Below are 13,875 nucleotides of genomic sequence, written 5' to 3' on the forward strand. Positions count from 1 at the left end.
GCCAATCTAGCAAAATCGCATTTTGCCTACGAAATCGGTATACTGATAGAAAAGATAGCTCACAGATATCAAGGAGGACGTATGGCTGCTCGATTGATTATCATTTTGACGATTTATACGGGTTTGCAGGTTTATATCGGATGGCATTTGAACTTGTTTATTGCGGAGAGTGGCGGGCAGGTGCCAGGCGCGCTCTTCTGGCCTGTGTTTGCTATTGTTGCACTCTCTTATTTATTCGCGATGCTGCTGCGCAAATTTCTGCCGAAACCTGCCGTTACGCTGCTCAAGTGGATAGGTTCCTATTGGATCGCTCTTATGCAGTACAGTGTGCTTCTGCTGCCGGTGGCGGATTTGGCGGCATGGGGGATGCGAGCTTCTTCGATGACAAGACCGGATTCGATAGTAACGGCGGGCTGGGCGGTTATTGCTGCACTTGTGCTCATAATGGCGCGAGGGTCACGCAACGCATGGAGCCCCGTTGTTCGCGAGCATGAAGTGACGATTCCGAAGTCCGCTGGCAGCTTGAAACGGCTGCAGCTTGCGGTTGCTTCCGATCTACATCTTGGCATGACCGTTGGCCGCAAGCATCTGCAGCGTCTCGTGGATGGAGTTAATGCTTTGAAGCCTGACCTTGTTCTGCTTCCTGGCGATGTGCTTGACGATGCAGTGGAACCGTTTATTCGCAATCATTATGCCCAGCAGCTCGCGCAGATTAAGTCTAAGTACGGCACATACGCGGTACTCGGCAACCACGAATATTATGGCGGGGGTATCGATACGTATGTCCAGGCGATGAAGGAAGCCGGCATCCCTGTGATGCTCGATGACCATGTCCTCATTGCCGACAGCATCCATCTGATCGGGCGCAAGGATAAGACGGATCATGCCCGCATGAATGTCGCTGCATTAGTCGCGGATCTAGATACGAAGCTGCCGATCATTCTGATGGATCATCAACCTAGCGCAATTCGCGAAATTGCCGACGCCGGCGTCGATCTATCGCTTCACGGGCATACGCACAGGGGCCAAATGGCGCCGAACCATCTCGTGACGCGCCGAATCTTCGAGCTTGATTATGGATACAAGCTTATTGCAGAACGCTTGCACGCATTCGTCTCTTCCGGGTTCGGAACGTGGGGACCGCCGATTCGGCTTGGCAGTCGGAGCGAAATATGGTCGATCACCGTTAACTTTACTTCCCATGACAACAAATAGATGTTGGTTGCGCTTTTCAACCATCGTATAATCGAATAATAGCGTCATTTTACAATTCTGATAGACTAGGAGCCCGATATGGAACTTGAACTCATACCGTCGATACCTGCGCCGCCCGCGCGCGGCAGTATGTGGAAGAGAATGGCGAATTGGCTCCTTGACCGGGGCAAAGCGGCTCTTGGTTTTGATACCGCTGTATGGAAGGCGGCCATTGCCGGTGTATGGCTGATCTGCAATACGATATTAATTATCGAAGCGCTTGGCATGCCTACAGGCTTCGGCATCTTGTTCGATTGTGTGGTTGCGGTCCTGTTCTGCACCATTCTTATGGGGGCGGCTTCGCTCATCATTGCTTATATTCTTGCTCTATTTTATATACCGATTCCGCGTCTAACTGCGGGAGCCAGCTTGTTTACAGGCTGCGTGGTCTGGTATGTATGCGATCAGACGGATCTTGGCGATCCACTAACACTAATACTAGCCGGCAGTATTACAGCAATTGGCCTTATTGGCGGGCTCGTGATTGGCATGCTGCTTCACCGCCGCGTGCATATGGCGATTAAGCTCGCGCTTGTTGTCGCTGTTACCTCAAGCGTAGTCAGCTTCCGCTACTGGCCAATTAATCAAACAGGCGTTGTTACGGCTTCTGCGGATGTCCAGTCGGTGGACGAGCAGCAGGTTCAGGCTCTTGTTGCCGATGATCCTGCGGAGCCTGGATTGTACCGAGTAAAGAGCTTCACGTACGGCAGCGGTGACGATTCACGCCGTGATGAATACGGCGAAGATGCGGAACTTATCTCGAAGCCTGTCGACGCTTCCGCTTATATTTCACGCTGGAAGTGGCTGCGCTCCATGTTCTGGGGCTTCGACGAGAACGCCTTGCCGGTGAACGGTCGTGTCTGGATGCCAGAGGGAGAAGGAGAATTCCCGCTCGTGCTGATGGTACATGGCAATCATTTGATGGAACAGTTCTCCGACGAAGGCTATGCGTATCTGGGCGAGCTGCTGGCAAGCCGCGGGTTCATCGCCGTTTCGGTCGATGAGAATTTCTTGAACTATTCGTACTGGGGCAACATCCCGAACAACGATATGAAAGTGCGGGCCTGGATGCTTCTCAAGCATTTGCAGCAAATCGCCGAGTTCAATGAACAGGCGGGAACACCGTTCTACCACGCGGTTGATCTGAAGAAGGTCGCGCTAATCGGTCATTCCCGCGGCGGTCAAGCCGTTGCGATGGCGGCTGATCGGTCACGTTGGTTCGCTGATGACAAATCACTGGCTAGCTTGACCAGCAATAACGTGGCTATTCAAGCAGTTATTGCTATTGCGCCAACGGATAACGTCGTAGACAAGAAGCAAGCACAGCTGAAAGATACGTATTACTTGTCGCTCCAAGGCGCTAGCGACGGAGATGTCGATACGTTCAACGGCGAGCGACAGTATATCCGTTCCTCATTCTCCGCTGGCTCGGACCGTTTTAAGTCCACGCTCTATATCGGCGAAGCGAACCACAGCCGGTTTAATACCGAGTGGGGTACAATGGATGACAGCTTGCCAGGCGGCTTACTGCTCCGCAGGGCGGGCATGATGGATGCGGATGACCAGCGCGAAGTGGCAAAAGTATACGTGTCCGCCTTCCTTGAAGATGCGTTGCTTGGGAAGAAGGAATATACGCCGCTCTTCACCGATTATCGGACTGGCGCTGCGTGGCTGCCGCAAGCGACGTATATGAACCGCTACGAGGACGGCAGCTTCTTACCGCTTGCCCGTAGTGAAGAGGACTATGATAAAACGACCGAGAACAGCGGCGTGACAGCGAGTGCCAGCAAGCTGATTTGGACCGAAGACTCGGCCAAAGACCGCGACGGCAAGGACAAAGGCACGCGCGGCGCTGTGCTGCAGTGGAAGCAGGGAGACGGCAGCTACACGCTGCAGCTGCCTGATTCGCTGACGGAGAGGCTGCAGCAGGATGCAGCCGCAGCGAAGCAGCTGACATTCGCCATGACGAATCTGGCGAAGGATCTGCCTGCGGACAACAGCGGCTCAGCCGCACCGCTTCCCGTTATTAATGTCGAGCTGCAGAGCAAGAATGGCGCAGTTGCCTTGCTGCCGCTTGCACAATTCAAAGCGGTGATGCCATTGCCATACACGACGTTTACCCGTTTCGCATGGACGGAAAAAACGATAAAGAACGGCAAGTATAAAGTGCCCACTGAAGCGGTATTTCAAACGTTCAGCCTGCCGTTCGCGCAGTTCCAGAAGCAGAATGCTGATTTTGATCCGAGCGAGCTTACGCGTGTCACGTTCTATTTCACGAGCGACCGAGGCAAAGTGATGCTCGATGACATCGGCATTAGCAAGGTTGTCAGCGCGTCGTAACCGAATAACGCCAAATACAAAACACCGCAGAACTCGTGCGATCTTAGGCACGGGCAACTGCGGTGCTTTTTGCTTGCTCTAGCTATCGCTTTCGTCAAGCTGTTTCACGGACCGCCTCACAATCAGCTCGGGAGGCAGCACAACTTTTTTCCAAACCGTCTTCTCAGGCGCTTCCCGCTCCCCGATGCGATCAATAAGCAGCTGCATCCCCAGGTATCCGAACTGGTAAGCCTGCTGCGCAGCAACAGTTATGAATGGGTCCATCTCCGAGTAGAGTCCGAAGTCATCGAAGCAAACAATCGAAATATCTTCGGGAATGCGTAAGGCACGGGCGCGCAGCAGCTTGATAATAACAACGGCTAGCACATTATTGCCCGCCATAATTGCGGTAGGGAGCGGGTCCATTGAAGCAATCCACTGCTCCATCGCATCGGCGTCCAGCTCAGGACCGAAGCTGGTCTCATGCACATAACGTTCATCGAACGCGAGATCGCTCAGCTTCATCGCTTCCTGAAAGCCCGCTAACCGCAGCCGAGCGCTGCTTATCGACGCCGAGCCGTTCACGAGCGCGATGCGCCGGTGACCCTGCCCAACCAAATGTTCAACCAATCGGCGAGCGCCGTCCCGGCTGTCGCCGAGCACGATGTCGCAAGCGATGCCCGGCACTTCGCGGTCGAGCAAGACGAACGGCACGCCATGCTTGCGCAGTTGTTCCAGATGAGGATGCGACGGATCGCCGGCAGGAGCAAGCAGCGCACCGTCAACACGAGTCGTCAGAATGGTGTTGATGTATTCGCCTTCCTTCTCCACGCTCTCATCGCTATTGCCGAACAGCAGCCGGTAGCCATTCTTGCGCGCAGCATCTTCGGCGCCGCGGGCAAGCGTTGTATAAAAAGGGTTCATAATGTCTGTAATAAGCAGAAACAGAATGCGTGTCTGCTGAAGGACGAGGCTGCGCGCCATTTGGTTTGGCACATAGCCAAGCTCGTCCATAACTTTCTTTACTTTGGTGCGCGTTTTCTCGCTAATTTTGCCAGTGTTATTGATAACTCTAGAAACGGTCATAGCCGACACATTCGCTTGAGCTGCGATATCGTAGATGGTTACCATAGGTTTAAGCTCCTCATAGGTCTAATCATGCATTTATATTACCTAACAGATGGATTGACAGCAAGCGGTTACATTGTTATTTTAGAGTTATCGGTAACATTCTTTATCACATTCATTCGTTGGAGGGATTCGTTCGTGGCAGATATTAGCACTCGTTATCAATCCGCTTTCCCTAAGATTGGCATTCGTCCTGCAATTGACGGCAGACGCAAGGGCATTCGTGAATCGCTTGAAGAGCAAACGATGGAAATGGCGAAGTCCGTTGCAAGACTGTTCGCCGAGAATTTACGCTATCCGAACGGTGAGCCCGTGGAGTGCGTGATCGCAGATACTTGCATCGGCGGCGTTGCAGAAGCAGCAGCTTGCGGTGAGAAGTTCTCGCGTGAAGGCGTAGGCGTATCCATTACCGTAACGCCTTGCTGGTGCTATGGTACGGAAACGATTGATATGGACCCATCCATCCCGAAGGCGGTATGGGGCTTTAACGGCACAGAGCGTCCGGGCGCGGTTTACTTGGCGGCAGTATTGTCCGGGTATGCGCAGAAGGGCTTGCCTGCATTCGGCATCTACGGCAACGAAGTGCAAGATACCGGCGACACGACGATTCCAAGCGATGTGAGAGATAAATTGCTGGGCTTTGCCCGCGCGGGTCTTGTTGTTGCACTCATGAAAGGCAAGACGTATCTATCGATGGGCTCCGTGTCCATGGGGATCGCTGGTTCGATTGTGAATGACGCGTTCTTCCAAGAGTACCTCGGTATGCGTACCGATTACATCGACATGTCGGAGTTCGTCCGCCGCATGGATCAAGGCATCTACGATCCGGCCGAGTACGAGCGTGCGCTGTCGTGGGTGAAGGAGAATTGCAGCGAGGGTCCTGACAACAACCCTGAGGCGATTCAATCGACCCGCGAACAGAAGGATAAGGATTGGGAGACGGTTGTGAAGATGACGCTGATCGCGCGTGATCTCATGATCGGCAACCCGCGTCTGGACGAGCTGGGCTACGGCGAAGAGGCGCTCGGCCGCAATGCGATCGCATCCGGTTTCCAGGGGCAGCGGGCATGGACGGATCATTTTCCGAATGGTGACTTCTTAGAGGCGATGCTGAACTCATCCTTCGATTGGAACGGCATTCGCGCTCCATATATCGTTGCGACGGAGAACGACAGCTTGAACGGCGCTGTGATGCTATTCGGTAATTTGCTGACGAATACGGCTCAAATCTTCGCGGATGTGCGGACGTTCTGGAGCCCGGATTCCGTGGAGCGCGTAACGGGCCATCGTCTAAGCGGCCATGCGGAGAACGGCATTCTGCACCTGATTAACTCGGGTCCCGCTACGCTTGACGGAACAGGACAGCAGGAGCAAGACGGCAAGCCAGTCATGAAGCCGTTCTGGGATATTAGCGAAGAGGAAGCACAGAAGTGCCTTGATGCAACATCGTGGCGTCCTGCTTCCCTGGAGTATTTCCGCGGCGGCGGCTATTCTTCGGATTACCTTACTCGCGGCGGCATGCCGATGACGATGTCGCGGATCAACCTTGTGAAGGGCATCGGTCCTGTGCTCCAAATCGCCGAAGGCTATTCGGTTGATTTACCGGAGGAAGTGCATGATACGCTCGACAAGCGGACGGATCCAACGTGGCCGACAACTTGGTTCGCGCCAAGGCTGACTGGCAACGGCGCATTCCGCACCGTGTATGATGTTATGGACAACTGGGGCGCGAACCACGGCTCGATCAGCTACGGCCATATCGGCGCAGATCTCATTATGCTCGCTTCGATGCTGCGTATTCCAGTTAATATGCATAACGTGCCCGCGGAACAGATTTTCCGTCCGCGCGCATGGAGCCTGTTCGGCACCGACAATCCGGAGAGTGCGGATTACCGGGCATGCACGAACTTTGGACCTCTTTATCATTAATTAGCTCGTTTCAACAGGAGGATTCACACGATGCTTATTGGTATTCCTAAAGTGCTGTCGCCAGATTTGCTCAAAATCTTAATGGAGATGGGCCACGGCGACGAGATCGTCATCGCGGACTCGAACTTTCCAGCTGCAAGCCATGCACAGCGGCTCATTCGCTGTGACGGGCATGAGATTCCGGCGCTGCTTGAAGCGATTCTCCAGCTGATGCCGCTCGATCAATATGTCGACAAGCCGGCTGCGCTTATGCAGGTCGTGCCTGGCGATACGGTAGCGACGCCGGTGTGGGACGTATATGGCAGCATCATTCAGGAGCGTGCAAGCTTGGAGTCGCCGTTCGTGATGGTGGAACGGTTCGCCTTCTACGAGCGGGCTCGCAAAGCGTATGCAATTATCGCAACGAGCGAAACGGAGCGGTATGCGAATTTAATTCTCAAAAAAGGCTGTGTCCTCTAAAATCAGCTGTTTCAATCGGTCTCTTCGAGCTTAGTGCTCGAAGGGACCGGTTTTTTTTATGCCTTTTCTGGTAAAACTATGCCGAAATGGAAAAGGGGGTCAACCGTGCATGAAGGTAAAATCGATTGAGCTCGGGTTCTGGCCTGTATTTATGATGCTAACGTTGTCTGTCGGCCTTTCTTCGCATGTGCTTGTCCTTCCATCCGTGCTTGAAGTGAGCGGCAGAGATTCTTGGATGTGCGGCATCATCGCTTTTGTCATCATTCTTCCTTGGTCAATCATTTTCATCACCGGAACGATGAAACGAACGAAGCAAATTAACTTGCGGAATTGGCTGAGAACAAGGGTATCTCCGATTGGTGCTTGGTTTATTATTTTGCCGGTCGTTATCGTTCTGCTGCACGCGAGCTTTCAAACCTTCGTCGAAACGATCAGCTGGACGTCCGCGACTTATCTTCCGGATACGCCGCTTCTTGTTATCATGATTACCTTGATGACGCTTATCGGCTTTGCTGCCTACAGCGGGCTTAGGGCAATTGCGTATATGTCCTGTTTGCTGCTGCCGGCGGTCGTTATTCTCGGTGACCTCGTTATGGCTGCCAACATGCCTCATAAAAACTACGCTCTGCTGCTTCCGATGCTCGAGGGCGGATGGGGCCCGCCTCTGCACGGCTCCTTGTATGCGCTCAGCTGCATGATGGAGTTGTCGGCGATTTTATTCATTCAGCATCACTTGAGCGGCCGCATCAGGCATTGGCAAATGATCATCCAGCTCGCGTTTATTATGCTGCTCATGTTAGGACCGACCATTGGAGCGCTTACGCAGTTCGGACCTGCAGAGGCTGACAAGCTGCTCTTTCCGGCATTTGCTCAGTGGCGGCTTGTTTCAATCGGCAAATACATCGAGCATGTGGATTTCTTCGCGATCTATCAGTGGCTCTCCGGTGCTTTCGTGCGCATTTCTCTCGGTATGGTCATTACCATTGAACTCCTCCAGCTTCGCAAGCCGCTCACAAAGATTATTTTCATTACGGCTCTTAGTATCATATACATGGTTCTCTCGTTGATCCTGCTTGCTTCGGTAACTGCGCCTGAATTGATCTACCGGTATGCGTTTGTCTTTGAAATTGGAGTGATGGTTTGTGTGACGACTCTAATTTGGCTGTTATCGTTTAAAGGCATTCCGAAGGAAGGTGGCGCAGATGAGAATCCGAAGCCAAGGCAAGAAGTCAGAGCAAACAATAACCTTTGATTGGCTGCTGGATGCCGTAAAGCATTGCGGCGACGTCGAAGCTCACTCGTTGTCTTTTGAACGCGAAGGCGATATGGACCGCGAGGAGTTTGCGATTCTGTATTGCAACGGCTTGGTGGATAGTCGGTTCATGCAGCATTTGCTTCAGCCTGAAGGGCTTGGCACTCGCATTGATCCGAAGCAAAGTCCGTTTATCCGAAACCTGGACCCGGGAAACGAGGGGAAGGAGCTGTTCAATCAGCTGTTTGCAGGCTATATCATTGTCTGGAAGCCGAAGGAAGAACAGTTTTATTCGATCGATTGCTCGCATCCTCCGGGACGGACGACGGAAGAATCGACGCTGGAATTATCCATTAAAGGGCCGCGCGATGGGTTCGTCGAAGAAATTGATACGAATGTGGCGTTGATTCGGAAAAGGCTGCGTTCACCCAAAATGCATGCCGAATGGTTTACAATCGGCACGGAATCGCAGACGAGGATATGCTTGCTTTCCATGGAGGGCATTACAGCCACGGCTGCGCTTGAGGAAGCGAGACACCGGCTTCGCGGCGTTAATATTGCGGTTCTTCATGGAGCGGGAGAGCTTGAGGATATCATCTCTGACAAGTCGATTGTATTGGTACCATTGATTGATTATATCGGCCGGCCGGACGCGGTCATTCAATCGCTTATGAACGGCAGATTCGCCCTTCTGGTGAATGGCACGCCTGCTGCGTTAGTCGCGCCGGTTAACGTCTCCCTACTGGTCAAGTCTCCGGAGGATGCGTATTAGCCGTTCTATTTTGTCATCTTTGAACGGACGCTTCGCTTGATCAGCTTTGTACTATCCGGCATATTGCCAGGCTTCTATCTTGGTCTGTTGGCATTCAATAATGACCAGCTTCCATTTGCGCTGCTAGCTACCGTTACGATGAACCGAATCGGGCTGCCGTTCAGCCCTCAGATGGAGCTGATTCTTATGATGCTCATGTTCGAGATCTTTCGCGAGGCCGGCGTCCGCTTGCCACGAGCTGTCGGTCAAACGGTTACCGTCGTCGGCGGCTTAATCGTCGGCGATGCCGCGATTCGCGCTGGATTGACATCGCCGACAATGCTGGTCGTCACGGCGGTGACGGCGGTCTCCACCTTCACGCTCGTGAACCAGTCGCTGAATGGCTCCGTAACCGTCATTCGCTTCTATATGATGATCGCCGCCTCATTCCTGGGCTTGTTCGGCTTCTTTATCTCTCTCTTCTCCGTCCTGCTCTATCTCTGCACGCTGGAATCGTTCGGCATGCCGTTCTTGAAGCCGCTTGCTCCGTTCGAGTTCAAGAAAATGCTTACCGCGGTGTGGCAGCTGCCGTGGAAATATCGTGTGAAGCGCAACCTGCCATGAGGACTGCTTATGGCCGTTCCCTGCTCGTGCTTCTGCTGGCGCTAGTGCTGCCAAGCCTGCTGAGCGGCTGCAAAGGGCGGATCGATACAAGCGATCTTAGTGCGCAAGCCTTCGTAAAGGCGATGGGAGTCGATTACCGGAACGGACAATATATCGTTACGGTCCAGTTGATGGACTTCTCTGCGATTGCGAAGTCGGAGAGCCCAAAGGCCCAGAAGCCTTCCGTCTGGATCGGCGTAGGACATGGCAAAAGTATCAGCGAAGCGAATAAACAAATTGCCGTGACGACCCAGAGCACGCTTAATTTTGATCAATTGAATGTAGTCATTGTGAGGGAGCCTGCGATGAATAAGATGGCTCAAATTCTGGATGCGGTCAATCGGGTGCGCGTGACCCGATATACATCATGGATTTACGGAACGCGCAGTGAGCTTAGCGACATCTTAACGGCAAGCGCCTTCTTCGAGCTATCGCAAATGTACAGCTATATTTATAACCCGCTCACGCTCGAGAAGCAGAACAGCTCCGTTCCTCCGGTTACGATGCAGAAATTCGTCACGGCCTTTAATGAGAAGGCGATGACCGCGCTGCTGCCGAGCGTCACCGTTTCGAGCAAGGTGTGGCACCAGAACAAGAAGCCGATCACCGTGCAGGAGCTGGACGGCGTATTTGCCTTCAAAATGAAGCATAAGCCGGTCTATTTACCTCTAAAACAGGTGACTGGGATTCGCTGGTCCAAAAATCCGCTCTATCGCGCGCAATACACGGTGCAGTCAAAGGGGCAGCAGGATTCGGCGGTCGTCTGGATTAAGTATGCGAAGGTGAAGAAGAAGGAGCTGAAACTGGGCAAGGGAGGCCCGAAATTTGTGCTGCACGTGAAGGCGTACGGCGATTTGACTGAGATTGGCGGCACGATGTCAGTGGGAGAAATTGAAGGCAAGGTGCGTAAGCTGATCGAGGACGAGATTATGCTCGCTTATACGTCGGGCATTCGCCAGCACATGGATCTGTTCAATTTGGAAGAAGTGATGTATCGGTATCATTTGGGCCAGTGGAGAAAGACGGCTCGAAACGGCGATTGGCTTCCTGGCGAGAAGGACTTGCAAGTGAAGATTTCATTCGGCATCCGGCGGGCAGGCGTGTTTGAGATGCAATAGACCATTAGCGGCAGCTTGGGGAGGTTAGTGCCGTTCCATCCTACATTTATCCATATGATCGCGTCAAGCATCCATATAGATCGAATCAGAATCCCCCTATACTTGGAGACGACAAGTGAATTTGAGCGGTTAAACGCGCTTCAAATAGAGTCGTTTTTTCCATAAGGAGGATACGTTAAGGATGTCCATTACATTCAATGCCGCAAGCGGTATGTTCCATCTGCAAACACGCAATATGAGTTATATTATTCAAGTGCTTCAAGGATACCCGACTCATCTGTACTGGGGCCGCAAAATCAGCGAGCCTAACCCAGCGCGTTTGCTGCAGCGCATCGAACGCGCTTCTTTCTGTCCGACGCCGATTCCGGAGGACCGGACAATCTCCCTCGATACATTGCCGCAGGAATATCCGGGCTACGGCTCTGGCGACCTGCGTTCGCCGGCTTATGCGGTTCAACTGCCGAACGGTACGACTGTAACGGAGCTTTCTTACGAATCGCATACAATCGTGCAAGGGAAGCCAGAGATCGAGGGGCTGCCTGCTATTTATACGGAACAGGATTCCGAGGCGCAGACGCTTGTTATTACATTAGCGGACAAGCTTGCCGGCCTTACAGTCGAGCTGTCCTATACGGTATTTGAAGCATTCGATGCGGTCATTCGTTCTGCGCGTATTAAGAACGACAGCCCAGGCGTCATGCAGCTGACGCGCGCGCTCACCGCAAGCGTGGATCTGCCGCATGACCGCTTCGATATGCTGCAGCTGTCCGGCGCGTGGGTGCGCGAGCGCTACGTCCATAAGCGCCAGCTGACACCGGGCTTGCAGGCGGTTGAGAGCCGGCGCGGCTCCAGCAGCCATATGAACAATCCGTTCTTTGCGCTATTGTCCGAAGGCTCAACTGAGGATTACGGCGATGTGTACGGCTTCAGCCTCGTATACAGCGGCAGCTTCTCGGCTGGTGTTGAAGTGGATCAGTTCCACACTTCACGCGCGTTTATTGGCATCAATCCGTTTGACTTCTCGTGGCGGCTTGAAGCAGGAGAATCATTCCAGACGCCGGAAGCGGTTATGGTCTTCTCGGGCAGCGGCCTCGGCACGATGTCGCAGACATACCATGAGCTGTACCGGACACGCCTGTGCCGCGGCGCATTCCGCGATGCGGTGCGGCCGATTCTCGTAAACAACTGGGAAGCGACGTACTTCAACTTCAACGCGGACAAAATCGAAGCGATTGCCAAGGCAGGCAGCGAGCTCGGCATTGAGATGTTCGTGCTCGACGACGGCTGGTTCGGCCGCCGAGACAGCGATAACTGCTCGCTAGGCGATTGGGTCGTTGACGCGAAGAAGCTGCCTCGCGGCCTTGAAGATTTGGCGGAGAGGGTGCGCAGTCACGGGCTGGAGTTCGGCTTATGGTTCGAGCCGGAGATGGTGTCGCCGGACAGCGATCTGTATCGCGCGAATCCGGACTGGTGCTTGCACGTGCCTGGTCGCCGCCGTTCGGAAGGCAGGAAGCAGCTCATTCTCGATCTCTCCCGCGAGGATGTGCAGAACTATATCATCGAAGCTGTGAGCGCAGTGCTGCGCAGCGCGCCGATTACTTACGTCAAGTGGGACATGAACCGCAACATGTCGGAGATCGGCTCGGCTTTATTGCCACCGGAACGGCAGCGGGAAACGGCGCACCGCTACATGCTTGGCCTTTATCATGTGCTGGAACAGATTACGTCTGCGTTCCCGCATGTATTGTTTGAGAGCTGCTCAGGCGGCGGAGGCCGATTCGACCCTGGCATGCTCTACTACATGCCGCAGACGTGGACGAGCGACAACTCCGATGCGGTTAGTCGGCTGCGTATCCAGTACGGCACGAGCATCGTCTATCCGATTAGCACGATGGGCGCGCATGTATCCGCTGTACCGAATCACCAAGTAGGACGCAATACGCCGCTCAAGACACGCGGCGATGTCGCGATGTCCGGCAACTTCGGCTACGAGCTGGACTTGACGGTATTCAGCGAAGCCGAGAAAGAAGAAGTGAAGCGCCAGGTTTCACTTGTGAAGGAAGTACGCGAACTTGTGCAGTATGGCACGTTCTACCGGCTGCTCAGCCCATTCGAAGGCAATGAGACGGCATGGATGTTCGTCTCCAAGGATCAGCGCGAGGCACTCGTCGTACACGTTGCCGTGCTTAGCGAGCCTAATCCGCCGCTTAGCCGCTTGAAGCTGAAGGGACTTAGCAGCGTTCTTCGCTACGAGTGGATCGGCACAGACGAAGTGGTCGGCGGCGATGAACTGATGCATGCCGGCGTCGTGAAGCCGCTGCCGCACGGCGACTACTTTAGCTCGGTTTTCCGGTTCAAATCGAAGTAAGCCTATCTTGTTCGATCTTGTACATGTGAAGGGACAACCTGCATTTCTCCCGCATATGATGTATTGCAATTGCATCAGGAAGGGAGGTAACGATCGTGCCACACACCATCGTTTGCAGTATTACCGCTGTGCTTGGATCGCTGCTCACGTTCTCCTTTGGTATGTGGCCGGAATCATTGACATTACTCATTGTGGCAATGGGCGTAGATTACGCTACCGGCGTTACAGCCGCGGTAAAGGAGAAGGGGTTAAACAGCGGGGTTGGATCATGGGGATTAACGAAGAAAGGCATAATGCTGCTCGTTATTTTGCTTGCCCACCGAATCGATATTTTGCTGGAGCTTAATAACGTTGCCATGGGCGGAGCCATTTATTTTTATTTGGCAAATGAGCTTATTTCTATTACGGAGAACTTGGGTCGGATCGGCGTTCCGTTGCCGGATCGGCTTCGCCAGTTTATTGAAGTATTGAAGAATAAGAGTAAATAAACGTATAGCTCCCTTCATTTGAGGTCATCCTTTTTAGGATGGCCGTTTTTCTTGCCCTCCATATGCTCGCCTTGGCAGCTGCTTGCATCTTGAAGCAGGCACTGCTATAATGGGAACAAATGTTCTTATTGTTTAGAGGCTTGGAG

The 13,875-nt window shown here is 53.3% G+C and carries 9 protein-coding genes and 1 pseudogene; 9 read left to right on the forward strand and 1 reads right to left on the reverse strand.

The window, feature by feature from the left end; genetic code table 11:
- The first annotated feature begins 81 nt into the window (after positions 1-81).
- Both AC0LWF_RS01520 and AC0LWF_RS01525 read left to right on the forward strand, forming a co-directional pair.
- Positions 82-1,215 carry a metallophosphoesterase gene (locus AC0LWF_RS01520; protein ID WP_474649814.1) on the forward strand — a complete coding sequence of 378 codons (1,134 nt, stop codon included), beginning with the start codon at positions 82-84 and terminating at the stop codon, positions 1,213-1,215.
- 78 nt (positions 1,216-1,293) lie between these two features.
- On the forward strand, positions 1,294-3,594 hold the full coding sequence (locus tag AC0LWF_RS01525) for an alpha/beta hydrolase family protein (protein ID WP_474649815.1): 2,301 nt from the start codon (positions 1,294-1,296) through the stop codon (positions 3,592-3,594).
- 78 nt (positions 3,595-3,672) lie between these two features.
- Here AC0LWF_RS01525 and AC0LWF_RS01530 read toward each other — a convergent pair whose 3' ends face one another.
- A complete protein-coding gene (locus AC0LWF_RS01530; RefSeq protein ID WP_474649816.1) occupies positions 3,673-4,704 on the reverse strand; it encodes a LacI family DNA-binding transcriptional regulator in 1,032 nt (343 codons plus the stop codon).
- 135 nt (positions 4,705-4,839) lie between these two features.
- Between AC0LWF_RS01530 and AC0LWF_RS01535 the strand changes: the two genes are divergently transcribed.
- The 7 genes and pseudogenes from AC0LWF_RS01535 (at position 4,840) to AC0LWF_RS01565 (ending at position 13,729) form a co-directional block, all read left to right on the forward strand.
- On the forward strand, positions 4,840-6,630 hold the full coding sequence (locus AC0LWF_RS01535) for an L-fucose isomerase (RefSeq protein ID WP_474649817.1): 1,791 nt from the start codon (positions 4,840-4,842) through the stop codon (positions 6,628-6,630).
- A gap of 30 nt (positions 6,631-6,660) precedes the next feature.
- Positions 6,661-7,089 (forward strand): RbsD/FucU family protein, encoded by a 429-nt coding sequence (locus AC0LWF_RS01540; protein WP_474649818.1) that lies wholly within the window; start codon positions 6,661-6,663, stop codon positions 7,087-7,089.
- Between the two features lie 109 nt (positions 7,090-7,198).
- A complete protein-coding gene (locus AC0LWF_RS01545) occupies positions 7,199-8,341 on the forward strand; it encodes an endospore germination permease (RefSeq protein WP_474649819.1) in 1,143 nt (380 codons plus the stop codon).
- Positions 8,292-9,716 (forward strand): annotated as a pseudogene (locus tag AC0LWF_RS01550) (spore germination protein). The gene AC0LWF_RS01545 and the pseudogene AC0LWF_RS01550 overlap by 50 nt, the downstream one beginning before the upstream one ends.
- Positions 9,713-10,873 (forward strand): Ger(x)C family spore germination protein, encoded by a 1,161-nt coding sequence (locus AC0LWF_RS01555; RefSeq protein ID WP_474649820.1) that lies wholly within the window; start codon positions 9,713-9,715, stop codon positions 10,871-10,873. The pseudogene AC0LWF_RS01550 and the gene AC0LWF_RS01555 overlap by 4 nt, the downstream one beginning before the upstream one ends.
- A gap of 181 nt (positions 10,874-11,054) precedes the next feature.
- Positions 11,055-13,241: an alpha-galactosidase gene (locus tag AC0LWF_RS01560; RefSeq protein WP_474649821.1), complete on the forward strand. Its 2,187-nt coding sequence runs from the start codon at positions 11,055-11,057 to the stop codon at positions 13,239-13,241.
- Positions 13,242-13,336: 95 nt separating this feature from the next.
- Positions 13,337-13,729: a phage holin family protein gene (locus AC0LWF_RS01565; RefSeq protein WP_474649822.1), complete on the forward strand. Its 393-nt coding sequence runs from the start codon at positions 13,337-13,339 to the stop codon at positions 13,727-13,729.
- Positions 13,730-13,875 lie beyond the last annotated feature (146 nt).

The organism is Paenibacillus sp. sgz302114, assembly GCF_056120345.1.